Origin of the sequence: Mycolicibacterium sediminis, from assembly GCF_010731735.1 — a bacterium.
GTDB lineage: Bacteria > Actinomycetota > Actinomycetes > Mycobacteriales > Mycobacteriaceae > Mycobacterium > Mycobacterium sediminis.
Genome location: NZ_AP022588.1, coordinates 4,073,079 through 4,096,582 on the forward strand (window position 1 = coordinate 4,073,079; position 23,504 = coordinate 4,096,582).

Below are 23,504 nucleotides of genomic sequence, written 5' to 3' on the forward strand. Positions count from 1 at the left end.
TCGCATTCCCCAACAACACGCACTACGGCCACGCGTTGGCTATGTTCTACCCGAAGCGTCGCAGCGCCGGCCGATCCGCGCCGCGGTGGCGACGCCGATGACAACTCTGACCCGGAGGTGAAACGTGCACGGTCGTGTCGCACGGAGTGCATTTGCTCTCGGCAGCGCAGGCATGCTTGTGCTGGCCCTCGCCGGCTGTAATCAGTCGGCGCCCGAGGAGAACTCCTCGCAAACCGCTCTCAAGATCGTCGAGCAGGTCCAGATCGACGAGAACGGCGCGGAGGTGAAGCCCGCGGAGGGCACCACCCCGGCCGACCCGGCGGGCGACGGGAAGGCCACCTGCCCGCCGGTGTCCATCGCGATGGCCGGTGCCCTCAACGGGCCCGACGCCGCACTGGGCATCAACATCGTCAACGGCGTGCAGCTCGCGATCGACAAGCACAACGCCGCCAACCCGGGCTGCCAGGTGCAGCTCAAGAAGTTCGACACCGAGGGCGACCCGCAGAAGGCGACCGCGATCGCGCCGCAGATCGTCGACGACCAGTACACGGTCGGGCTCGTCGGTCCGGCGTTCTCGGGTGAGACCAAGGCCACCGGAACGGTGTTCGACCAGGCCGGCCTGGTCGCGGTCACCGCGTCGGCGACCAATCCGACGCTGAGCGAGAACGGCTGGAAGACCTTCTTCCGGGGCCTCGCCAATGACGCCGTGCAGGGTCCGTCGGTGGCGAACTACCTGAAGAACACGCTGCAGCAGAAGAAGATCTGCGTCGTGGACGACAGCACCGACTACGGCCTCGGTCTCGCGACCGCGGTCCGCGAGACCCTCGGGCCCGTCGCCGACTCGACGTGCAACATCTCGGTCAAGAAGGGCGACAAGGACTTCTCGGCCGCGGTCACCCAGCTCAAGGGCGCCAGCCCGGACGCGGTGTTCTACGGGGGCTACTACTCCGAGGCCGCACCGCTGGTGCAGCAGCTGAAGGACGGCGGCGTGACCGCGACGTTCGTCAGCGCCGACGGTACGAAGGACCAGCAGTTCGTCGACCAGGCCGGTGAGGCCGCCAAGGACGCGCTGCTGTCCTGCCCGTGCGGCCCGGCGACCGGCACGTTCGCCGAGGAGTACAAGCAGAAGTTCAACGCCGACCCCGGTACCTACAGCACCGAGGGCTACGACCTGGGGACGATCCTGCTCAAGGGCATCGACTCCGGTGCGATCACGCGGCCGGCCCTGCTGGACTTCGTTCGCAACTACGACGGCCAGGGCGTGGCCCGCAAGTACCAGTGGACCCCCGCCGGTGAACTCACGACGAACCTGATCTGGATGTTCAAGGTCCAGTAGGAAACTCGACGACGGAAACGCGTCCGGAACCAGCCCGTTCCGGACGCGTTTTCCGTTGAGGTCGCCCGTCCCTCGTCGCAAGGAGCCGCCCCCGGATGACGTCCGACTGTCTGGGTGAGTACGTATGTACCGCCGCCAACATCAACTTCAACGTCGACAACCTGCTGAACGGCTTCTGGCAGTTCACGATCGACGGGTTGTCGTGGGGTGCCATCTACGCCCTGGTCGCAGTCGGGTACACCCTGGTGTTCGGCGTCCTGCGGCTGATCAACTTCGCGCACTCCGAGATCTTCATGCTGGGCATGTTCGGCGCGTACTTCTGCCTCGACGTCATCCTCGGCTTCACGCCGAGCGGTAACGCCTACAGCAGGGGCATCGGGTTGACGGTGCTGTACCTGGCGGTGGCGATGCTCTTCGCCATGCTGGTGTCGGGATCCGCGGCGGTGGGTCTCGAGTTCATCGCCTACCGGCCGCTGCGCAAACGCAACGCCCGGCCGTTGACGTTCTTGATCACGGCCATCGGAATGTCGTTCGTGCTGCAGGAATTCGTGCACTTCATTCTGCCGCGCCTGATCACCGGGTACGGCGGATCCAACGCCCAGCAGCCGATCGTCCTGGTTCAGCCCAAGACGCAGTTCACGATCTTCGGTGCGACGGTGTCCAACGTGACCATCGTGATCGTGGTCGCCGCACTGGTTCTCGCGCTGCTGACCGACACGGCGATCAACCGCACCAAGTTCGGCCGCGGCATCCGCGCCGTCGCCCAGGATCCGACCACCGCGACTCTGATGGGCGTCTCCCGCGAACGCATCATCATGACGACGTTCCTCATCGGCGGCCTGCTCGCCGGTGCGGCCGCGCTGCTCTACACGTTGAAGGTGCCGCAGGGCATCATCTACTCGGGCGGCTTCCTGCTGGGCATCAAGGCGTTCTCGGCCGCGGTGCTCGGCGGCATCGGCAACCTGCGCGGTGCCCTGCTCGGCGGGCTGTTGCTCGGCATCATGGAGAACTACGGTCAGGCGGTGTTCGGCACGCAGTGGCGTGACGTCGTCGCCTTCGTCCTGCTGGTGCTGGTGCTGCTGATCCGGCCCACCGGCATCCTCGGCGAGAGTCTCGGAAAGGCGCGAGCATGACCCGCCCCGGTGACGAAGAGACGACCACCGACGCCACCACCGACGGTGAGGCACCGACCGGACGGACCAGCCGCCTGCTGGCGCCGGGCGATGGTCTCCGCAGCTGGTGGTCCGGCCTGGGCCGGACGCACAAGTGGGCGTTCGGCGTCGTCGGCTTCGGCCTGCTCGCGCTGCTGCCGCTGTACACGCCGCCGTTCCTCGACACCCCCGGCATCAGCTTCGGTGGCACCATGGCGCAGTTCGCGATGATCGCCATCATTGCGATCGGCCTCAACGTGGTGGTCGGGCAGACGGGTCTGCTGGATCTCGGCTACGTCGGCTTCTACGCGGTGGGCGCCTACACGGTTGCCCTCCTGACCAGCCCCGACAGCCCATGGAACGTCATGGGCACCAGCGCATTCTTCAGCTCCGACTGGGCGTGGCTGTCGTGCGTGCCGCTGGCGATGGCGGTCACCGCGCTCGCCGGTCTGATCCTCGGTACCCCGACGCTGCGACTGCGCGGTGACTACCTCGCGATCGTGACCCTCGGCTTCGGCGAGATCATCCGGCTCCTCGCCGACAACCTGGCCGACGTCACCAACGGCCCGCGCGGACTCAACCAGATCGCCTACCCGCACGTGGGGGAGAAGGAGGGCCTGCCCAACGGCGTGTTCTCCAACGGCAACTCGGCCGGCGACGCCAACTACGGCACCTGGTGGTTCTGGCTCGGGCTGCTGTTCATGGTCGGGATCCTGCTGCTCGTCGGCAATCTGGAGCGCAGCCGCGTCGGCCGCGCCTGGGTGGCGATCCGCGAGGACGAGGACGCCGCCGAGGTGATGGGCGTCAACACCTTCCGCTTCAAGCTGTGGGCGTTCGTGATCGGCGCGGCCATCGGCGGCCTCTCCGGCGCGCTGTACGCCGGTCAGGTGCAGTACGTCGCGCCGCCCACCTTCAACATCATCAACTCGATGCTGTTCCTGTGTGCGGTGGTGCTCGGCGGCCAGGGCAACAAGCTCGGCGTCATCTTCGGCGCATTCATCATCGTCTACCTGCCGAACCGGTTGCTGGGCGTCGAGTTCATGGGGATCAACCTCGGCGACCTGAAGTACCTGTTCTTCGGGCTGGCACTGGTGGTGCTGATGGTCTTCCGGCCCCAGGGCCTGTTCCCGGTGCGCCAGCAGCTCCTCGCATACGGCAAGTCGGCGAAGAAGCTGCTGCGCAGTGCCGACGATTCGAAGGCGGCGGCATGACCGATCACCCCGGCACCGACGAGACTTTGATCGACGAGGACCTCGCCCTCCTGCACCGCCCCGTCCAGGTGGCCGAGGGCGAATCCCTGCTCGCCACCAACGAACTCACCGTGAAGTTCGGCGGGCTCACCGCACTCGACGCCGTCACCTTCGACATCCGGCGCGGCGAGATCCTCGGGCTCATCGGCCCGAACGGCGCGGGCAAGACGACGTGCTTCAACGCCATTACCGGCGTCTACCGGCCGACGTCGGGCAGCGTGACGTTCGACGGTGCACCGCTGGGCAAGATCAAGCGGCACCAGATCACCCGTCGCGGCATCGCGAGGACGTTCCAGAACATCCGGCTGTGGGGTGAGATGACGGCGTTGGAGAACGTCGTCGTCGGCACCGACGCACGCCACAAGACCTCGGTGCCGGGGGCGCTCATCCGTACCCCTCGTCACCGTCGGGAGGAACGCGACGCGATCGAGCGCGCCGCCGCTCTGCTGCAGTTCGTCGGCATCGCCCACCGCGGCGAGGAGAAGGCGAAGAACCTGCCCTACGGCGACCAGCGCCGGCTCGAGATCGCCCGCGCACTGGCGACCGAGCCGAAGCTGCTGTGCCTCGACGAACCCGCGGCGGGCTTCAACCCGAGCGAGAAGTCAGCGCTCATCGAGCTGATCCAGGCGATCCGGGACGACGGCTACACGGTGCTGTTGATCGAACACGACATGCGTCTGGTCATGGGCGTCACCGACCGCATCGTGGTGCTCGAGTTCGGCCGCAAGATCGCCGACGGTCTGCCCGCCGAGATCCGCGAGGATCCCGCCGTGATCGCCGCCTACCTGGGAGTGCCCGATGACGAACTCGCCTGAGACGACTCCGCCCACTGACCTCGATCCGCGGCCGGTGTTGCTCGAGGTGCGCGACGCCGTGGTGCACTACGGGCGCATTCAGGCTCTGCACGGTGTGTCGCTGACGGTCCGCGAGGGCGAACTGGTGACGCTGCTGGGCAGCAACGGCGCGGGCAAGACGACGATGATGCGTGCGATCTCCGGCCTGCGTCCGCTGACGTCGGGATCGGTGTGGTTCGACGGCCAGGACGTCTCGCGCATCAAGGCCCACAAGCGGGTCACCGACGGGCTGATCCAGGCACCCGAGGGACGTGGCGTGTTTCCCGGCATGTCCGTGGTGGATAACCTCGAGATGGGTTGCTACGGAAGGAAGTTCCCGTCGAAGGGCGAGCACCGCGAGCGGCTGGACTGGGTGTTCACCACGTTTCCGCGGCTCGCCGAACGACGCTCGCAGGTCGGTGGCACGCTCTCCGGTGGCGAGCAGCAGATGCTGGCGATCGGTCGCGCGCTCATGGCCCGGCCCAAGGTGCTGCTGCTCGACGAGCCGTCGATGGGCCTGGCGCCCATGGTCATCTCGCAGATCTTCAAGATCATCTCCGAGATCAATGGTCAGGGAACGACGGTGCTGCTCGTCGAGCAGAACGCACAGCAGGCACTGAGCCGGTCGGACCGCGCGTACATCCTGGAGACGGGCCGCGTCACCCGCGAGGGTAGGGCGCCGGACCTGTTGAAGGACGACAGCATTCGCGCCGCCTACCTCGGCGTCGCCTGACCCCTCGTCAGGCAACCCCCTCGGCGAGCGTGCGAGTCTGCGGGCGACACGCCGGTCGCAAACCGGAGTTTGCGCACCGTCGCGCCCGACTCAGCGCGCGACGATCACCGACGAGCCGTGGCCGAACAGTCCCTGGTTGGCCGTCACGCCCACCGTGGCGCCCTCGACCTGCCTGCCGATGGCCTGACCCTTGAGCTGCCAGGTGAGTTCGCAGACCTGCGCGATCGCCTGCGCGGGGATGGCCTCGCCGAAGCACGCCAGCCCGCCCGACGCGTTGACCGGCACGCGGCCGCCGATCGTCGTCGCGCCGCTGCGGAGCAGTTCCTCGGCCTCGCCCTTGGCGCACAGCCCGAGGTGCTCGTACCAGTCGAGTTCGAGCGCCGTCGACAGGTCGTACACCTCGGCCAGGCTGACGTCCTCGGGTCCGATGCCGGCCTCGGCGTAGGCAGCGTCGAGGATCTGGTCCTTGAAGACGCGGTCGGGCCCGGGCACCACTGCCGTGGAATCGGTGGCGATGTCGGGCAACTCGGGCAGGTGCTGCGGGTACTGCGGGGTCACGGTGCTGACCGCACGCACCGACGGCACACCCTCCAGTGAGCCCAGGTGCTTCTCGGCGAACGCCTTGCTCGCCACGATCAGCGCCGCAGCGCCGTCGCTGGTGGCGCAGATGTCGAGCTGGCGCAGCGGGTCCGAGACGACCGGGCTCGCCAGCACGTCCTCGACCGCGGACTCCTTGCGGTAGCGGGCATTCGGGTTCTGCAGGCCGTGCCGGGAGTTCTTCACCTTCACCCGAGCGAAGTCCTCGGACGTCGCGCCGTAGAGGTCCATCCGCCTGCGCGCCAGCAGCGCGAAGTACACGGGGTTCATCGCGCCGATTAGGTGGAAGCGCTGCCAGTCCGGGTCGTTCTTGCGCTCCCCGCCGACCGGGGCGAACGCGCCCTTGGGGGTGGTGTCGGCGCCGACCACCAGGGCGACGTCGCAGAACCCGGCGAGGATGTGGGCGCGCGCGCTCTGCAGCGCCTGCGAGCCGCTGGCGCAGGCCGCGTAGCTCGAGCTGACGGGCACGCCGTTCCATCCGAGCTTCTGGGCGAACGTCGAGCCCGCGATGAAGCCGGGGTAGCCGTTGCGGATCGTGTCCGCGCCGGCGACCAGTTGGATCTGACGCCAGTCGAGTCCGGCCTCGGCCAGCGCGGCACGTGCGGCGACGACGCCGTATTCGGTGAAGTCGCGTCCCCACTTGCCCCAGGGATGCATGCCGGCGCCGAGGATGTAGAGCGGGTCCGGCGGGCCGGAGCGCAGCGACGTGGGGGATTGATCGGGGGTGCTCATGCAATCCTCCAGGCGTAGACGCTGCGCACGAAGCCGTCGTCGTCGGTGTACAGCGGCATCGTGGTCAACTCCATCTCCATGCCGACCTTCAGGTCGGCGGCCAGCGTGCCGTCGGCGACCTTCCCGAGGACGATCAGTCCCTCGTCGGCGAGTTCGACCGCGGCGATCGCGAACGGCTCGAAGGTCTCCTGCGCGGGGTACGGGGCCGGCGGGGGATAGCGGTTCTCGGTGTAGCTCCACACCGTGCCGCGCCGGGAGAGCGGCACCTGCGCGAGATCGTCGCCGTCGCAGGCGGGGTTGGGACAGTTGTTCGCCCGGGGCGGGAAGACGTAGGTGCTGCACTGGGTGCACTTCCCGGCGATCAGGTGGGGGGCACCGGAATCGTCCAGGCTCCACCATCCGTCGATGGCCGGTAGTTGCGTTGCGGCGTCGGTTTCACCTGGCACCCGGTCAGCGTAAACGATCAGCGCACGGAAACTGCAACGTGTTGCAGTTCTACCCGGACGCGACGTCGAGCAGGATCCGGACCAGGTCGTCCGGGTTGTCGCGCATCAGGTTGTGCCCGCCGTCCAGTTCGTGGCAGTTCCACCCGGGATCGTCCCGCACGCGCTCGTAGGAGGGGCGTAGCGGGGAGTCACCCGGCCAGCCGAGCGCGTAGACGTACTCGCGTCGCCGGAACCGGGACAGGTCACCGGTGAGGCGGAGTGGCTGCAGCAGGGTCGCCAGTGGATGCGACGTCGCGCGCTCGTCGAAGAAGGGCATCGGCGGTACTCCGAATCCCGTGTCGTCGACGTCGAGGTACCAGGCGCGCTCCTCGTCGTTGACGACGTCCCAGCAGGATTCGCCGTCCCAGGCCACGACCGCGTCGAGGAACACCAGGGAGTCGATACGATCGGGAATTTGGTCGGCGACACCGGTGATCACCATGCCGCCGTAGCTGTGGCCGACGAGCACCAGGTCGTCCTCGCGGGCGTCGGCTCCGATCGCCGCGAGGACGTCGGTGACGTGGGTGTCGAGGTTGACTCCGCCGGGGGTCAGGTGCGCCCGTTCTGCGACCCCGGTCAGCGTCAGCGCGACGACGCGGTGTCCGGCCGCTCGCAACGACGCGGACAGCTCGTCGAAACACCAGGAGCCGTGGCACATGCCCGGGACGAGCACGTAGGTGGTCATGCCTCCACACTGTGGGCTGTCCAGGCATACGTCCAATACCCAGTTCCTCGGAAAACTATAATCAACGCTTATGGAATTGCGTCAGCTCGAATACTTCGTCGCGGTCGCCGAGGAGGCCAACTTCACCCGCGCCGCCGAGCGCATCCACGTTGCGCAGCCGGCGGTCAGTGCGCAGATTGCGAGACTCGAACGCGAACTGGGACAACGGCTGTTCGACCGCAGCCGCCGGGCGGTCCGGCTGACCGCCGCCGGTGCGGCCGCACTGACGCATGCCCGGGCGGCACTGGCCGCGGTGACCGACGTCGCCGCTGCGGTCGACGAGGTGGGCGGTCTGCTCCGCGGCTCCGTCCGGATCGGCACCGTCACCGCGCACGACGTCGACATGCCAGCGCTCCTCGCCGACTTCCACCGCGCCCACCCCGCCGTCGACATCACCCTCGGCGCCGACACCTCCGACAACCTGATCGACGGCGTGCGCACCGGCCGGTTGGACGTCGCCATCGTGTCGGTGGGTCCGCGGACGCCGACGGGACTGTCCGCCGAGGTGCTCACCGATCAGCGCATCGTGGCGGCCGTCTGTTCGGACCACCCGTGGCGGCGCCGCCGGTCCATCGCGCTGGCGGACCTCGCCGGTCGACCCGTGATCGCACTTGCCCGGGGCGCGGGCATCCGCGACCAGTTCGACCAGGCGTGCGCACGATCCCACGTCGACGTCCGCGTCGCGTTCGAGGCGAGCACGCCGTCGGCGCTGGCGGACCTCGCCGAGCACGGCCTGGGGGTGGCGATCCTGCCCGAGGTCGCGGCGTCGTCGCGGACCGGTCTGCACGTCCTCCGGATGACCCCGCAGCTGCGGGGCCGGCTGATCCTGGCGTGGCGGTCCGGCGGTCCGGTGAACCCCGCAGGCAGGGTTCTGGTGCAAATGGCTCGGCGGCGGATGGGCGTCGGAGGCCCCGAATAGAGTGAGGGCGTGAGCCCTGCCAAGACCGCGCCGCAGAGCGCCGCCGCTGCCGACGTCGCTGATCCCAAGCACACGTTGCTGCTGCTGGACGGCAACTCGCTGGCCTTCCGGGCGTTTTATGCGCTGCCCGCAGAGAACTTCAAGACGCAGAGCGGACTCACCACCAACGCGGTGTACGGCTTCACCGCGATGCTGATCAACCTGCTCCGCGACGAGCAGCCCACCCACGTCGCCGCGGCGTTCGACGTGTCGCGCCAGACCTTCCGGATGGACCGCTATCCGGAGTACAAGGCGGGTCGCTCGGCCACCCCGGACGAATTCCGCGGTCAGATCGACATCACCAAGGAAGTGCTCCTGGCGCTGGGAATCACCACGCTCGCCGAGCCCGGGTTCGAGGCCGACGACATCATCGCGACGCTGGCAACCCAGGCCGAGAGTCAGGGCTACCGCGTCCTCATCGTCACCGGCGACCGGGACGCCCTGCAGCTGGTCTCCGACGACGTCACGGTGCTCTATCCGCGCAAGGGCGTCAGCGAACTCACCCGCTTCACGCCGGAGGCCGTGGTCGAGAAGTACGGGCTCACCCCGGCGCAGTACCCGGACTTCGCGGCCCTGCGCGGCGACCCCAGCGACAACCTGCCCGGCATCCCGGGCGTCGGTGAGAAGACCGCATCGAAGTGGATCGTCGAGTACGGCTCCCTGCAGGCGCTCGTCGACCAGGTCGACAAGGTCAAGGGCAAGGTCGGAGACTCGCTGCGCGCCAACCTGTCCCACGTCATCCTGAACCGCGAACTCACGGACCTGGTCAAGGACGTGCCGCTCCCGCAGACCCCGGACACGCTCCGCATGCAGCCGTGGGATCGCGACCAGATCCACCGCCTGTTCGACGACCTCGAGTTCCGGGTGCTCCGGGATCGGCTGTTCGAGACGCTGGCGTCGGCCGACCCCGAGGTCGAGCTGGGCTTCGACGTCCGCGGCGGGGCCCTCGTGCCGGGGACGATGGCGGCCTGGCTGTCCGAGCACAGCCTCGGCGACCGGTTCGGCATGGCCGTGGTCGGCACCCATCTCGCGTTCGACGGCGACGCGACGGCGCTGGCGATCGTCGCGGCCGACGGCGAGGGCGTCTACGTCGACACCTCCACGCTGATCCCGGAGGACGAGGCGGCCCTCGCCTCGTGGCTGGCCGATCCGGGTCCGCCCAAGGCGCTGCACGAGGCCAAGCTCGCCATGCACGACCTCGAGGGACGGGGGTGGACGCTGCGTGGCGTCACCTCGGACACCGCGCTGGCGGCGTACCTGGTGCGTCCCGGGCAGCGGAGCTTCGCGCTCGACGACCTCTCCGTGCGCTACCTGCGCCGCGAGCTGCGCGCCGAAAGCCCCGAGCAGCAGCAACTCTCGCTGCTCGACGACTCGGAGGGCGTCGACGACCAGGCGATCCAGACGCTCATCCTGCGGGCGTCGGCCGTGATGGACCTCGCCACCGCGCTCGACGAGGAACTGGCCCGCATCGACTCGTCGTCGCTGCTGGGACAGATGGAACTGCCCGTGCAACGCGCACTGGCCGAGATGGAGTCGGCAGGCATCGCCGTCGACCTCGACCTGCTCGGCACGTTGCAGAGTCAGTTCGCCGATCAGATCCGCGACGCGGCGGAGGCCGCCTACGGCGTCATCGGCAAGCAGATCAACCTCGGGTCACCCAAGCAGCTACAGGTCGTGCTCTTCGAGGAACTCGAGATGCCGAAGACCAAGCGCACCAAGACCGGGTACACCACCGACGCCGACGCGCTGCAGACGCTGTTCGACAAGACCGGCCATCCGTTCCTGCAGCACCTCCTGACGCATCGCGACGCCACGCGTCTCAAGGTGACGGTGGACGGTCTGCTCAACTCGGTCGCCTCCGACGGCCGCATCCACACGACGTTCAACCAGACCATCGCCGCGACCGGTCGGCTCTCGTCGACCGAGCCGAACCTGCAGAACATCCCCATCCGCACCGAGGCGGGCAGGCAGATCCGCGACGGCTTCGTCGTCGGCGACGGCTACGCGGAGCTGATGACCGCCGACTACAGCCAGATCGAGATGCGGATCATGGCCCACCTGTCGGGCGACGAGGGCCTCATCGAGGCGTTCAACACGGGGGAGGACCTGCACTCCTTCGTCGCCTCCCGCGCCTTCGACGTCCCGATCGACGAGGTCACCGCAGAACTGCGGCGACGGGTCAAGGCGATGTCCTACGGACTGGCCTACGGGCTCAGCGCCTACGGGCTGTCGGCGCAGCTGAAGATCAGCACCGAGGAGGCCAAGGTGCAGATGGACCAGTACTTCGACCGGTTCGGCGGCATCCGCGACTACCTACGCGAGATCGTCGACCAGGCGCGCAAGGACGGCTACACCTCCACGGTGCTGGGTCGCCGGCGCTACCTGCCCGAACTCGACAGCAGCAATCGCAACGTGCGCGAGGCGGCGGAGCGGGCCGCGCTCAACGCACCCATCCAGGGCAGCGCCGCCGACATCATCAAGGTCGCGATGATCAACGTCGACGCCGCGATCAAGGAGGCGGGACTGACGTCGCGCATCCTGCTGCAGGTGCACGACGAACTCCTCCTGGAGGTCGCCGAGGGTGAACGCGATGCCCTCGAGGCGCTGGTCCGGGACGAGATGGGCGGGGCGTATCCGCTGAACGTCCCGCTCGAGGTGTCGGTCGGCTACGGCCGAAGCTGGGACGCCGCGGCGCACTGAGCGCGGATCCCGTCAGCCCACGTGCGGTGACACGGGATGCCGGTGGACGTGGGCGATGAGATCCCGCGGGCCGGTCGGCAGCCGCCAGTGAAAGGTGATCGCGGCCAATCGAAGCAGCGTCGCCACCAGTGAGCCCACGACCACCGCGAGCCACTGTGCGCCCGCATGGTCGATGACGACGTAGAGCACCGAGCCCAGCATCGCGGGTGCGGCGTACATGTCGTCGGGTCCCATCACCATCGGCACGTCCCTGGCGACGACGTCGCGCATGATGCTGCCGGCGACCGCGCTGATCATGCCCAGCACGGCGGCGGCGAACCAGCTCGCGCCGTGGTCGACCGAGATCGCCGCGCCCGACGTGGCGAAGAACCCCATCCCGAGCGCGTCGAGCACCAGCACCAGCCGGCCGAGCCGGATGACCGCCTTCGCGAAGACGGTGGTGACGATCGAGACGACGACGCAGAGCGTGACGTCGGGCCAGCGCTGCAGAGCCGAGGGCGGGTCGATGTCGAGGAGGACGTCGCGCAGGATGCCGCCGCCCACGCCCGACAGGACGGCGAGGGTGGCGATGCCGAAGAGGTCGAAACCCTTGCGGATCCCGACGACGGCTCCGGATGCGGCCAGGGCGGTGATGCCCGCGTAGTCGACGATGTGCTGGATCACGGCCGCACGGTATGCCGCGAAACTGGGAGTGGGCTGCCGGTCAGCCGGGGATGCGGTAGGTCGCCAGCCACTGCAGCGTCGGTGCGCCGGCGCGGGCGGCGTGCACCCAGTAGGCCTCCTCGGTGAGCAGCGCCTGCACGCGGTCGTCGCCGAAACCACGGTCGATGCGGTCCCGCACGAAGGCGAGTTCGACGACCTGGGCGGCGAACGCCTTCACCTGCTTCGCGGCGGGCTTGCCGTGGTGCGTGCGTACCTCGGTGATCGCCAGCTTGCGGTTGCGGATCGACCCCAGCCAGGTCGCCTCACTCGGCGTGACGAGGCCGGCGGCGACCATCCCGGGCAGCTTGCCGGCCACGACGCGCTGCTCCCGGCGCCTGCCGTGCATCCCCAGGCCGATCACCAGCACGAAGATCGGCACCATCCACAGCAGGTACACGCCGAAGTAGGCGCCGGGGCCCACCAGCGAGGATCCGTTCCACAGCCCGTGCATGAGGACCGCGCCCGCGTATCCCAGCGCGATGAACGCCACCTTGGCAAGCGGGTTGCGTCGCTGCATCGCGAAGTACACGCCGATGCCGAGCATCGTGGTGAACAGGGGGTGGGCGAAGGGGGCCATGATCAGCCGCATGGCCGCCGTGAGCAGTGAGTCACCCAGGGTCTCACCGCCGCCGATGTAGAGGATGTCCTCCAGCCAGGCGAAGCCCGCCGCCGTCAGGCCGGCGTACACCAGGCAGTCGGTCAGCGAGTTCATCTCGTTGCGCCGCCGACCCGTCAGCATGATCAGCAGGAACAGGCCCTTCGCCGCCTCTTCGATCACCGGCGCGATGATCGCCACCGACACGAAGCTGGGCGATTCCGAACCTCCGGCGGCCGGCGCGATCAGCGCCTCCAGCCAGAGGCTCAGGATCATCGACACGATGACGGCGACGGAGGCGCCCCACAGGAACGCCAGCACCAGCAGCCTCGGGGGTTCTGGCTCCCACCTGTCGAGCCAGACGTACGCCAGCACGACGACGGCGATGGCGACGGTGGAGAGCACGAACCCCACGGCGGTGCCGACGGGATTGAGCGCCGTCAGCCCGATCACGATGAGGCCGGTGACCAACCCGAGCAGGATCAATACGCCGATCGGTGCGCCGACCTTGCGGATCCGCCGCGGGAGCGCGGGCATCGGAAGGGGTCGTGGCGGCTGCATCGACGAAGGGTGCACCCGAGCAGGGTAGTCGGGAAGGCGGACCGGGTTTGGCCTGCGTCAACCCGGCGAGTACGATTTACCGGTACCTGTGTGCGTCATCGCGAGTTACCCGGGTGCACAGGGTGCCGGTGCCGATGCGCCGGAACCTCACCGAAACCGTCCCTACGATTAAACCTGTCCGGAGCCATCCACCATATGCCAAGTCCCTCCATCACCTCGCCGCAAGTAGCCATCAACGACATTGGCTCGGCCGAGGACTTTCTCGCCGCGATCGACAAGACCATCAAGTACTTCAACGATGGCGACATCGTCGAAGGCACCATCGTCAAGGTCGACCGCGACGAGGTCTTGCTCGACATCGGGTACAAGACCGAAGGCGTCATCCCTTCCCGTGAACTCTCGATCAAGCACGACGTGGACCCCTCAGAGGTTGTGTCCGTCGGCGACGAGGTCGAAGCGCTGGTCCTCACCAAGGAGGACAAGGAAGGCCGTCTGATCCTGTCCAAGAAGCGGGCTCAGTACGAGCGCGCCTGGGGCACGATCGAAGAACTCAAGGAGAAGGACGAGGCCGTCAAGGGCACCGTCATCGAGGTCGTCAAGGGCGGCCTGATCCTCGACATCGGGTTGCGCGGCTTCCTGCCGGCGTCGCTGGTGGAGATGCGACGCGTCCGCGATCTGCAGCCGTACATCGGTCGCGAGATCGAGGCGAAGATCATCGAGCTGGACAAGAACCGCAACAACGTGGTGCTGAGCCGCCGCGCCTGGCTGGAGCAGACCCAGTCCGAGGTGCGCAGCGAGTTCCTCAACCAGCTGCAGAAGGGCGCCGTCCGCAAGGGCGTCGTCAGCTCGATCGTCAACTTCGGCGCGTTCGTCGATCTCGGCGGCGTCGACGGTCTTGTGCACGTCTCCGAGCTGTCCTGGAAGCACATCGATCACCCCTCCGAGGTGGTTCAGGTGGGCGACGAGGTCACCGTCGAGGTGCTCGACGTCGACATGGATCGCGAGCGGGTGTCGTTGTCGCTCAAGGCCACTCAGGAAGATCCGTGGCGCCACTTCGCTCGCACGCATGCCATTGGGCAGATCGTGCCGGGCAAGGTCACCAAGCTGGTGCCGTTCGGTGCGTTCGTCCGCGTCGAGGAGGGCATCGAGGGCCTGGTGCACATCTCGGAGCTGTCCGAGCGCCACGTCGAGGTCCCGGACCAGGTCGTCCAGGTCGGCGACGACGCGATGGTCAAGGTCATCGACATCGACCTCGAGCGTCGCCGGATCTCGCTGAGCCTCAAGCAGGCCAACGAGGACTACACCGAGGAGTTCGACCCGTCGAAGTACGGCATGGCCGACAGCTACGACGAAGCGGGCAACTACATCTTCCCCGAGGGCTTCGACGCCGACACCAACGAGTGGCTCGAGGGCTTCGAGAAGCAGCGTGACGAGTGGGAGGCCCGGTACGCCGAGGCCGAGCGCCGCCACAAGATGCACACCGCGCAGATGGAGAAGTTCGCCGCGGCCGACGCCGAGGCGGCCAGCCGTCCCGCGTCCGCACAGACGACGACGTCGTCGCGTGGCGACGAGCCCACCGGCGGCACGCTCGCCAGCGATGCTCAGCTTGCTGCGCTTCGCGAGAAGCTGGCAGGCAACGCCTAACCAGTAGTCGTTCACGACGGACGCCCCGGCTCACCCGAGCCGGGGCGTTCGCCGTTTCGCGGGCGTCCTCGTTGCCGCGAAACGTCGTTCCCTGTCGTGACGCGGGCGCCGTGACGACCACCTGTACTGGCTCGTCACGCCGACACGTGCACGCATCGCTTTTTGACAATGATTTTCACTAGCTGGTTGGCTTCGCGTCGTGATCCCGACGACCCGCCTCCTGGCCCTCCTGTCCCTATCGTCGTTGGCCGTCGGCTGCAGCGCCGCTCAGAACGGTGCAGCCCCGGCGCCTGCCACGACGACGACGGCCGCGCCGGTCGAGCGCGCCACGGCCACCCCGCGTCTCGCGCTGAGCTACGACGGCGGCGTGCTGATCGTCGACGCCCGCACGCTTCGGACCGTCGCCGACGTCCCGGTCGAGGGCTTCACGAGACTCAACCCCGCGGCGAACGGCCGCCACGTCCTGGTGTCACAGTCCGGCGGCTTCGCGGCGCTGGACCTGGGCACGTGGACGGAGGCGCACGGCGACCACGGCCACCACTACACCGCCACGCCCGCGATGACCGACATCCGTTACGGCGGCGCCGAACCCGGCCATGCCGTAGCCCACGACGGCATGCTGACGCTGTTCTCCGACGGCACCGGGGCGATCGACGTCGTCGATCCCGCCGTGCTGCTCGAGGGTGACGGCGTCGTCGAGAGATCCATGACCATCGCACCACACCACGGTGTCGCGGTGGCGCGGGCGGACGGGACGACGGTCGTCAGCGTCGGCGACGAGGAAAGCCGTTCCGGCGCAAAGGTTCTCGACCGGTCGGGACAGCCGGTGGCCGCCAACGACCAGTGCCCGGGTCTGCACGGTGAGGCCGCCGCAGCCGACGGCGTCCTGACCTTCGGCTGCGAGGACGGCATCCTGATCGTCCGTGGCAACGACATCCGCAAGGTCGCCGGTCCCGACCCGTACGGCCGGATCGGCAACCAGGCCGGCAGCGAGGCGTCCACCGTCGTGCTGGGCGACTACAAGACCGACCCCGACGCCGAACTCGAACGGCCGCAGCGGTTCACCCTCACCGACACCGCCACGGGCACGATCAGGGTGGTGCCGATCGACGCCAGCTACAGCTTCCGCTCCCTGGACCGGGGTCCCGGGGGAGAGGCCATCATTCTCGGGACGGACGGACACCTGCACGTGTTCGACCCGGCCACCGCACAGCGCACCGCGCACATCCCCGTCATCGCCGCGTGGACCGAGCCCGACGAGTGGCAGTCCCCGATGCCGAACCTGCACGTGCAGGACGGCGTCGCCTACGTCAGCGACCCCGGCTCCCGTCGACTGGTCGCACTGAACCTGGCGGACGGCTCGACGATCGCGCAGACCACCCTCGAGCACCCGACCGTCGAACTGACGGGCGTCGAGGGCTGACCGGGCGCCCGCGCCTGACAGACTGACCCCGTGCTGCGAATCGGTCTCTCCGGCGGAATCGGCGCCGGCAAGTCGACGGTGTCGTCGACGTTCAGTGAACTCGGGGGAGTCGTCGTCGACGGCGACGTCATCTCCCGCGAGGTCGTCCAACCCGGAACGGAGGGTCTGGCCAAGCTCGTCGAGGCCTTCGGCGAGGAGATCCTGCAGGAGGACGGCTCGCTGAACCGGCCTGCGCTCGCGGCGGTCGCCTTCAGCGACGACGACAAGCGGGCCACGCTCAACGGCATCGTGCACCCGCTGGTGGGCGCCCGTCGCCAGGAACTCATCGAGGCGGCCGCGGACGACGCGGTGATCATCGAGGACATCCCGCTGCTCGTCGAGTCCCAGATGGCACCGATGTTCCCGCTCGTCGTCATCGTGCACGCCGACGAGGACGTCCGGATCGCGCGGCTGATCGAGCACCGCGGGTTCACCGATGCCGATGCCCGCGCACGGATCGCCGCCCAGGCCACCGAGGAGCAGCGTCGCGCCGTCGCCGACGTGTGGCTCGACAACGCAGGCACCGCAGCCGATCTCGCCGCCGCGGCACGCGCGCTGTGGGACGACAGGATCGAACCCTTCGCCGACAACCTCCGGGCCGGCAGACCGGCGTCGACCGATCCCGTCCTCGTCCCGGCCGATCCGACGTGGCCCGAGCAGGCCCGCCGCATCGTCGCCCGACTCACCACCACCTGCGGGCACCACGCGGTGCGCATCGACCACGTCGGCTCCACCGCCGTACCGGGTCTCGACGCCAAGGACGTGATCGACGTCCAGGTCACCGTGGCCGACCTCGACGTCGCCGACGAGCTGGCGGACGCGTTGGCCTCGGCGGGCTACCCCCGGGTGGCCGACGTCGTCGGCGACGAGCCACACTCCGGCGACGAGTCGGCGTGGGCCAAGCGCCTGCACGCCTCGGCGGACCCGGGCCGGCCCACGAACGTGCACCTGCGGGTGGACGGTCTGCCGAATCAGCTGTTCGCGTTGGTGTTTCGCGACTGGCTGCGCGCGGATCCCGACGTCCGCGCCGAGTACCTCGAACTCAAGCGCGAGGTCGCCGCAGCGGGTCACGCCGACACCGGCGCCTACGCCGATGCCAAGGAGCCGTGGTTCGGCAGCGCGTACGACCGCGCGATCGCGTGGGCGGACGCCACGGGCTGGGCGCCCTGAGTCGGGTCAGGTGACGGGTGGGGGCGGCGCCGCGTCGACGGGTGCCGGTGCCTCGACGCCCGGCGTATCGACGGATGCCGTGTTGCCCAGCGGGAAGTTGGTGACCGAACCGCAGCTGAGGACCCCGTACCCGGGGTCGTTGCGTTGCGGGGTGAAGCGGGGCGCGACGAATTGATCTGCCTGCGCAACGATCTGGTCATCGACGAGGATGTCGCAGTGCAGGCTGGCCGAGTACGGCCACTGGATGGACACCTGCATCCCGGCCTGCTGCGGGTCGGAGATGACGCCGGTCGCCTCGAAGGTGCGGCCCGGCACCATCGTCGGATCGGCGGTGTTGAACTCGGTGTCCGAGAGCTTGTAGGTGATCGACGCGCCGCGCGAGACGCCGTCGACGCGCGCCCGGTACACTACGTTGTGCGGTCCCGGTCCGAACTGCGGTGCGGCGTCGGCCGACTCCTGCTGCGCGACGGGGGGTGGGGGCGGCAACTCGGGGTCCGCCAGCGCGCTCGGAACGCCGGCGTGGGCGCCGAACGCCAGGACGGCTGCGGCGTTCGCCGCGAACCATCCACGCGTGCCGGTTCTCATGATCGAAAATCCTACGCTGACGACCACGTCAGGACCATTCCACGGCTCCGCAGCCATCCGCCCAGGTCATAGTCGTGGCGGGCGAGCGCGTCGACCGTCTGGAGCGCCACGCGGATGGCACGCTCGGCCGACTCCCCGTCCAGGAACCCTGCGGCGGCCGCCTCCAGCAACTCGTCGACGTCGAGGAGTTCCACGCCGTCACCGGTGCGCACGACGAGGTCGAGATAGTGGTCCTCGGTGTGCCAGACGTCGCCGTCCGCGGTGACGAGCCCGACGTCGAGGTAGAAGTCCTGGTCGCGTTCGTGGCCCGGGGAGAAGTGGAAGACCGACGCCCGCAGCTGCAGCTCGGGCATCAGCCACGACTCGAGGTAGTGGAATTGCGCTCGACCCGGTGTCGGGCGGGCCATGTACAACCCCCACGGCCGGACGTCGTAGACGTCGACGTCGCGCACGATGCCCTTGGGGTCGGTGTTGGTCTGGTTGCCGATGTCGAAGACCTCGCGCTTCGGCGGGTGCACGGTCATCGCCTGCGCCTCGAGAGATCGATCACCAAGGGTCGCTTGCCCTCCGGACGGGTCAGCATCCGCAGTACGAACCCGGCGAGCAGACCGCCGGTCAGTCCGCTCCACAGCAGACCGGCCGCGTCGAGCCAGCCACACTGGTGCGCCGGACCCAGACCGCCATCGCCGCAGGTCACGCCCATGACGTCCGCGACGCGGCCGGGCCCCGGCCACACCAGCAGCACCGCGCAGGCGAGGCCGAGCGCCAGCAACGCCGCGCCCAGCAGTCGCAGGGCCATCCGCACGGGTTCGCGCACGGCGTCACGGTAGCGCGTGCGCGGGACCGGCGGGAATGAAGTTGTCGGTGTCCGTGCTTACCCTGTGACCATGGCCTTCGCGACAGAACACCCGGTGCTCGCGCACTCGGAGCACCGTCCCGTGGAGTCGATGGTCCGGACCGGCAACCGCTTCGACGTGGTCAGCGAGTACGAGCCCGCGGGCGATCAGCCGGCCGCCATCGAGGACCTCGAACGGCGCATCCGGGCGGGCGAGCGCGACGTCGTGCTGCTGGGCGCCACGGGCACGGGCAAGTCGGCCACCACGGCGTGGCTCATCGAGCGGTTGCAGCGTCCCACGCTGGTGATGGCGCCCAACAAGACGCTCGCCGCGCAGCTCGCGAACGAACTTCGGGACATGCTGCCCAACAACTCGGTCGAGTACTTCGTCTCGTACTACGACTACTACCAACCCGAGGCGTACATCGCCCAGACGGACACCTACATCGAGAAGGACAGCTCGATCAACGACGACGTCGAGCGGCTGCGGCACTCGGCGACGTCGAGCCTGCTGTCCCGGCGTGACGTCGTCGTGGTGGCGTCGGTGTCCTGCATCTACGGTCTCGGCACGCCGCAGTCCTACATGGACCGCTCGGTCGAACTGCAGGTCGGTCAGGAGGTCCCTCGCGACGCGCTGCTGCGGCTGCTGGTCGACGTCCAGTACACCCGCAACGACATGTCGTTCACGCGTGGCTCGTTCCGGGTCCGCGGGGACACCGTCGAGATCATCCCGGCGTACGAGGAACTGGCCGTCCGCATCGAATTCTTCGGCGACGAAATCGAGGCGCTGTACTACCTGCATCCGCTGACCGGTGACATCGTCCGCAAGGTCGACTCGCTGCGCATCTTCCCCGCGACGCACTACGTGGCCGGGCCCGAGCGGATGGCGCAGGCCATCTCCAGCATCGAGAGGGAACTCGAGGACCGCCTGGCCGAACTCGAGGGGCAGGGCAAGCTGCTGGAGGCGCAGCGGCTGCGGATGCGCACCAACTACGACCTCGAGATGATGAAGCAGGTCGGCTTCTGCTCGGGCATCGAGAACTACTCCCGGCACATCGACGGCCGCGGACCCGGTACGGCGCCCGCCACGCTGATCGACTACTTCCCGGAGGACTTCCTCCTGGTGATCGACGAGTCGCACGTGACCGTGCCGCAGATCGGCGGCATGTACGAGGGCGACATGTCCCGCAAGCGCAACCTGGTGGACTTCGGCTTCCGCCTGCCCTCGGCCGTCGACAACCGTCCACTGACGTGGGAGGAGTTCGCCGACCGCATCGGACAGACGGTGTACCTGTCGGCCACGCCCGGGGCGTTCGAGCTGAGCCAGTCCGGCGGCGAGTTCGTCGAGCAGGTCATCCGCCCGACCGGCCTGATCGACCCGAAGATCGTGGTGAAGCCGACGAAGGGGCAGATCGACGATCTGATCGGCGAGATCCGCAAGCGCACCGAACTCGACGAGCGCGTCCTGGTCACCACGCTGACGAAGAAGATGGCCGAGGACCTCACCGACTACCTGCTGGAGACGGGCATCCGGGTGCGGTATCTGCACTCCGAGGTCGACACCCTGCGCCGCGTCGAACTGCTCCGCCAGCTCCGCCTCGGCGAGTACGACGTGCTGGTGGGCATCAACCTGCTGCGTGAGGGCCTCGACCTCCCCGAGGTGTCGCTGGTGTCGATCCTCGACGCCGACAAGGAGGGGTTCCTGCGGTCGACGCGCAGCCTCATCCAGACCATCGGCCGTGCGGCGCGCAACGTGTCCGGCGAGGTGCACATGTACGCCGACAAGATCACCGACTCGATGCGGGAGGCCATCGACGAGACCGATCGTCGGCGCGCCAAGCAGGTCGCCTACAACGAGGCCCACGGCATCGACCCGCAGCCGCTGCGCAAGAAGATCGCCGACATCCTCGACCAGGTGTACCGCGAGGCCGACGACACCGAGACGATCGACGTCGGCGGATCCGGCCGCAACGCGTCGCGAGGTCGGCGGGCCCAGGGCGAGCCGGGTCGTGCGGTCAGTGCAGGCGTGTACGAGGGTCGCGACACCAAGTCGATGCCCCGCGCGGAACTCGCCGACCTGATCAAGGACATGACGGCGCAGATGATGACGGCGGCGCGCGATCTGCAGTTCGAACTCGCCGGACGCATCCGCGACGAGATCGCCGACCTGAAGAAGGAACTGCGCGGCATGGACGCCGCGGGGCTGAAGTAGGTCCGCTTGACCTCAACGGCGGTTGAGCTCCTAACGTAGGCCCGGTGACGGAGACCGCGGCGCGCCGGGTGGACGGCTGGCGCGATCTGTTGGGGCGCAGGTACGGCCGTGCGTCGACCGTGTTGGCCGGCGGCGTGGCGCTGTACGCGACCAACGAGTTCCTCACGGTCAGCCTGCTTCCGAGCGCGGTCGCCGACATCGGGGGCCAGCGCTTCTACGCGTGGGTGACGACGGTCTACCTGGTGGCGTCGGTGATCACGGCGACCACGGTGAGCGCGACGCTCTCACGGCTGGGCGCCCGCTGGTCCTACCTGTCGGCACTGGGCGGGTTCACGATCGGCAGCGCCCTGTGCGCCCTCGCGCCCAGCATGGAGTTTCTCCTGGTGGGACGGGTGGTGCAGGGAGCGGCCGGCGGGCTCCTGGCCGGACTCGGCTACGCCGTCATCAATTCGACTCTGCCGCAGTCGCTGTGGACCAAGGCGTCGGCCCTCGTCTCGGCGATGTGGGGTCTGGGCACCATCGTGGGGCCGGCGTCCGGTGGGCTGTTCGCGCAGTACCTGTCGTGGCGGTGGGCGTTCGTGGCGCTGGCAATCCTCACGGTGCTGGTCGCCGTGCTGGTTCCGTTCGCCTTGCCGAGTCGGTCCCACACGCCTGCCACCGACGTCAGCCGGGTGCCGGTGTGGTCGCTGCTGCTCCTGGGTGCGGCCGCGCTGGTGGTCAGCGCCGCGGGCGTCGCCCGGAACGCCGCGCTCACCGCCGGTCTGCTGACGCTCGGCGTCGCCCTCGTCGGGGCCTTCCTGATCGTCGACCGCCGCGCGTCGGCAACGGTGCTGCCCGCCACGGCGTTCCGAGCGGGTCCGCTGAAGTGGATCTACCCCACGCTCGGGCTCCTGATGGCGGCCACCATGGTCGACATGTACGTGCCGCTGTTCGGTCAGCGACTGGCCGGTCTGGCACCCGTCGCCGCCGGCTTCCTGGCCGTGTCCCTGTCGGTCGGGTGGACGGTCAGCGAGATCTCCAGCGCATCGGTGCGGACACGGCGGCGGATCCCGTGGTTGGTGGCGGCGGCGCCGCTGGTGATGGCATCCGGGCTGACCATCGGTGCGGTGAGCATGACCGACGGGGCCGGTGTCGGCGTGGTCGCGATCTGGGCGGCCGCGTTGTTCGTGACGGGTATCGGCGTCGGGATCGCCTGGCCGCACCTGTCGGCGTGGGCGATGGGATCGGTGCGGGATCCGGTCGAGGGTCGAACGGCCGCGGCGGCGATCAGCACCGTCCAACTCATCTGCGGCGCGTTCGGCGCAGGCCTCGCCGGGGTGGTCGTGAACGCGACCGAACGGGGTGACGCCACGGCGGCGCGGTGGCTGTTCGCGACGTTCGCCGCCCTGGCGATCGTCGGCGTGACGGCGTCGTATCGAGCGTCCCGCGCGGGGCTCTAGTCGGGATCGTCGTCGAGTTGGCGAACGCCCGAGACGCCGTCGATGTCGGCCAGCACCATGGGCGCGCGCAGGATTCCCGAGCCCACGAGCGTCACCTGGACGCCGACGTGACCGTCCGGTGCCCCCAGTGGTTCGCCGGCGGGATCGGCGGCCAACTCCGTGAGCTGCCAGTTGCGTCGGCTGCTGGCCTCCAGGATCTGCCGAAGCACTCCGCGACCGTCCTCGTAGGTGATGTGCAGCCTGACGGCGCCGCCGAGCCGGGACGCCAGCCGACGCGCGACCGGCATGAACCCCAGGATGATGATGAAGTGCATGGCCGTCACGGTGCATGCCAGCAGCAGGAGTCCCGCCCCGGCGGCCATCCCGATCGCGGCGGACTCCCAGACGGCGGCCGCGGTGGTCAGCCCGTGCACCGACCCGCGGCGGAAGATGATGATGCCCGCGCCGAGGAACCCGATGCCGGAGACGATCTGAGCGGCGACGCGGGACGGGTCGACCACCACCAGGTCGGAGGTCACCACGTCGAGGAAGCCGTACTTGCTGACGAGCAGGATGAGCGCCGACGCGGTGCCGACGATGGTCTGCGTGCGCAGGCCGGCGCTCTTGCCCTGCACCTCGCGTTCCAGACCGATCAGCGCCGTGAGCCCGAAGGCGACGAACAACTCGACGATCTGACGCGTTCCCTGGCCCGGCCCGCCGAAGAACGGGGGGTCGGCCAACCACTGCTGCATGCCGACCAAGCTATCGCGGCGCCCCGGGATGCACCGCGGAGTTCGTCACCGGTGCGCACGCGGTAGCGA

Annotated in this window: 21 protein-coding genes; 12 read left to right on the plus strand and 9 right to left on the minus strand. The window is 68.8% G+C overall.

Translation table 11 applies throughout. The features are described from left to right. Positions 1-124 precede the first annotated feature (124 nt). From G6N64_RS19500 to G6N64_RS19520, 5 genes are all read left to right on the plus strand, one after another. Positions 125-1,336: a branched-chain amino acid ABC transporter substrate-binding protein gene (locus G6N64_RS19500; RefSeq protein WP_163798912.1), complete on the plus strand. Its 1,212-nt coding sequence runs from the start codon at positions 125-127 to the stop codon at positions 1,334-1,336. Between the two features lie 95 nt (positions 1,337-1,431). After that, the gene (locus G6N64_RS19505; protein ID WP_163798914.1) at positions 1,432-2,469 is read left to right on the plus strand and encodes a branched-chain amino acid ABC transporter permease; all 1,038 of its coding nucleotides are present in this window, start codon (positions 1,432-1,434) and stop codon (positions 2,467-2,469) included. Continuing rightward, a complete protein-coding gene (locus G6N64_RS19510; protein WP_163798916.1) occupies positions 2,466-3,698 on the plus strand; it encodes a branched-chain amino acid ABC transporter permease in 1,233 nt (410 codons plus the stop codon). The genes G6N64_RS19505 and G6N64_RS19510 overlap by 4 nt, the downstream gene beginning before the upstream one ends. Beyond that, a complete protein-coding gene (locus G6N64_RS19515) occupies positions 3,695-4,552 on the plus strand; it encodes an ABC transporter ATP-binding protein (protein ID WP_174266846.1) in 858 nt (285 codons plus the stop codon). The genes G6N64_RS19510 and G6N64_RS19515 overlap by 4 nt, the downstream gene beginning before the upstream one ends. Then, positions 4,536-5,303 carry an ABC transporter ATP-binding protein gene (locus G6N64_RS19520; RefSeq protein WP_163798918.1) on the plus strand — a complete coding sequence of 256 codons (768 nt, stop codon included), beginning with the start codon at positions 4,536-4,538 and terminating at the stop codon, positions 5,301-5,303. The genes G6N64_RS19515 and G6N64_RS19520 overlap by 17 nt, the downstream gene beginning before the upstream one ends. A gap of 90 nt (positions 5,304-5,393) precedes the next feature. Here the strand turns inward: G6N64_RS19520 and G6N64_RS19525 are convergent, their stop codons facing one another. The 3 genes from G6N64_RS19525 to G6N64_RS19535 are packed head-to-tail and all read right to left on the minus strand — an operon-like array spanning position 5,394 to position 7,802. After that, positions 5,394-6,632: a lipid-transfer protein gene (locus G6N64_RS19525; protein WP_163798920.1), complete on the minus strand. Its 1,239-nt coding sequence runs from the start codon at positions 6,630-6,632 to the stop codon at positions 5,394-5,396. Continuing rightward, entirely contained in the window at positions 6,629-7,078 is a 450-nt protein-coding gene (locus tag G6N64_RS19530) for a Zn-ribbon domain-containing OB-fold protein (RefSeq protein ID WP_163798922.1), read from the minus strand. Before G6N64_RS19530 ends, G6N64_RS19525 begins: the two co-directional genes overlap by 4 nt. 49 nt (positions 7,079-7,127) lie before the next feature. After that, entirely contained in the window at positions 7,128-7,802 is a 675-nt protein-coding gene (locus tag G6N64_RS19535) for an alpha/beta fold hydrolase (protein ID WP_163798925.1), read from the minus strand. A gap of 70 nt (positions 7,803-7,872) precedes the next feature. Between G6N64_RS19535 and G6N64_RS19540 the strand changes: the two genes are divergently transcribed. Together G6N64_RS19540 and polA are read left to right on the plus strand one after the other, a co-directional pair. After that, positions 7,873-8,760, plus strand: coding sequence for a LysR family transcriptional regulator (locus tag G6N64_RS19540; protein ID WP_163798927.1), 888 nt, complete (start codon positions 7,873-7,875; stop codon positions 8,758-8,760). Positions 8,761-8,769: 9 nt separating this feature from the next. Continuing rightward, positions 8,770-11,499, plus strand: a complete 2,730-nt coding sequence (gene polA / locus G6N64_RS19545) for a DNA polymerase I (protein WP_163798929.1) — start codon at positions 8,770-8,772, stop codon at positions 11,497-11,499. A gap of 12 nt (positions 11,500-11,511) precedes the next feature. Here the strand turns inward: polA and G6N64_RS19550 are convergent, their stop codons facing one another. After that, positions 11,512-12,162: a trimeric intracellular cation channel family protein gene (locus G6N64_RS19550; RefSeq protein ID WP_163798931.1), complete on the minus strand. Its 651-nt coding sequence runs from the start codon at positions 12,160-12,162 to the stop codon at positions 11,512-11,514. A gap of 40 nt (positions 12,163-12,202) precedes the next feature. Continuing rightward, positions 12,203-13,357, minus strand: a complete 1,155-nt coding sequence (locus G6N64_RS19555) for a PrsW family intramembrane metalloprotease (protein ID WP_163798933.1) — start codon at positions 13,355-13,357, stop codon at positions 12,203-12,205. 195 nt (positions 13,358-13,552) lie between these two features. Here G6N64_RS19555 and rpsA point away from each other — a divergent pair, with 195 nt between their 5' ends. The 3 genes from rpsA to coaE all read left to right on the plus strand — a co-directional run bounded on the left by rpsA (position 13,553) and on the right by coaE (position 17,633). Further along, positions 13,553-15,001 (plus strand): 30S ribosomal protein S1, encoded by a 1,449-nt coding sequence (rpsA, locus tag G6N64_RS19560; RefSeq protein ID WP_163798935.1) that lies wholly within the window; start codon positions 13,553-13,555, stop codon positions 14,999-15,001. Positions 15,002-15,203: 202 nt separating this feature from the next. Then, complete coding sequence (gene aztD, locus G6N64_RS19565; protein WP_409370746.1) at positions 15,204-16,424, plus strand: zinc metallochaperone AztD; 1,221 nt, start codon at positions 15,204-15,206, stop codon at positions 16,422-16,424. Positions 16,425-16,454: 30 nt separating this feature from the next. Next, entirely contained in the window at positions 16,455-17,633 is a 1,179-nt protein-coding gene (gene coaE, locus G6N64_RS19570; RefSeq protein WP_163798938.1) for a dephospho-CoA kinase, read from the plus strand. A gap of 6 nt (positions 17,634-17,639) precedes the next feature. On the opposite strand, the gene G6N64_RS19575 is transcribed toward coaE, so the two are convergent. The 3 genes from G6N64_RS19575 to G6N64_RS19585 are packed head-to-tail and all read right to left on the minus strand — an operon-like array spanning position 17,640 to position 19,035. Then, positions 17,640-18,218: a hypothetical protein gene (locus G6N64_RS19575; RefSeq protein WP_163798940.1), complete on the minus strand. Its 579-nt coding sequence runs from the start codon at positions 18,216-18,218 to the stop codon at positions 17,640-17,642. Between the two features lie 11 nt (positions 18,219-18,229). After that, the gene (locus G6N64_RS19580) at positions 18,230-18,736 is read right to left on the minus strand and encodes a ribonuclease FAU-1 family protein (RefSeq protein ID WP_163801951.1); all 507 of its coding nucleotides are present in this window, start codon (positions 18,734-18,736) and stop codon (positions 18,230-18,232) included. 2 nt (positions 18,737-18,738) lie between these two features. After that, a complete protein-coding gene (locus G6N64_RS19585) occupies positions 18,739-19,035 on the minus strand; it encodes a hypothetical protein (RefSeq protein ID WP_163798942.1) in 297 nt (98 codons plus the stop codon). Between the two features lie 70 nt (positions 19,036-19,105). Between G6N64_RS19585 and uvrB the strand changes: the two genes are divergently transcribed. Further along, positions 19,106-21,265, plus strand: coding sequence for an excinuclease ABC subunit UvrB (gene uvrB / locus G6N64_RS19590; RefSeq protein ID WP_163798944.1), 2,160 nt, complete (start codon positions 19,106-19,108; stop codon positions 21,263-21,265). Positions 21,266-21,309: 44 nt separating this feature from the next. Next, entirely contained in the window at positions 21,310-22,704 is a 1,395-nt protein-coding gene (locus tag G6N64_RS19595; RefSeq protein WP_163798946.1) for an MFS transporter, read from the plus strand. Here G6N64_RS19595 and G6N64_RS19600 read toward each other — a convergent pair. Next, the gene (locus G6N64_RS19600) at positions 22,701-23,435 is read right to left on the minus strand and encodes an MgtC/SapB family protein (protein WP_163798948.1); all 735 of its coding nucleotides are present in this window, start codon (positions 23,433-23,435) and stop codon (positions 22,701-22,703) included. The genes G6N64_RS19595 and G6N64_RS19600 overlap by 4 nt on opposite strands. Between the last annotated feature and the right edge of the window lie 69 nt (positions 23,436-23,504).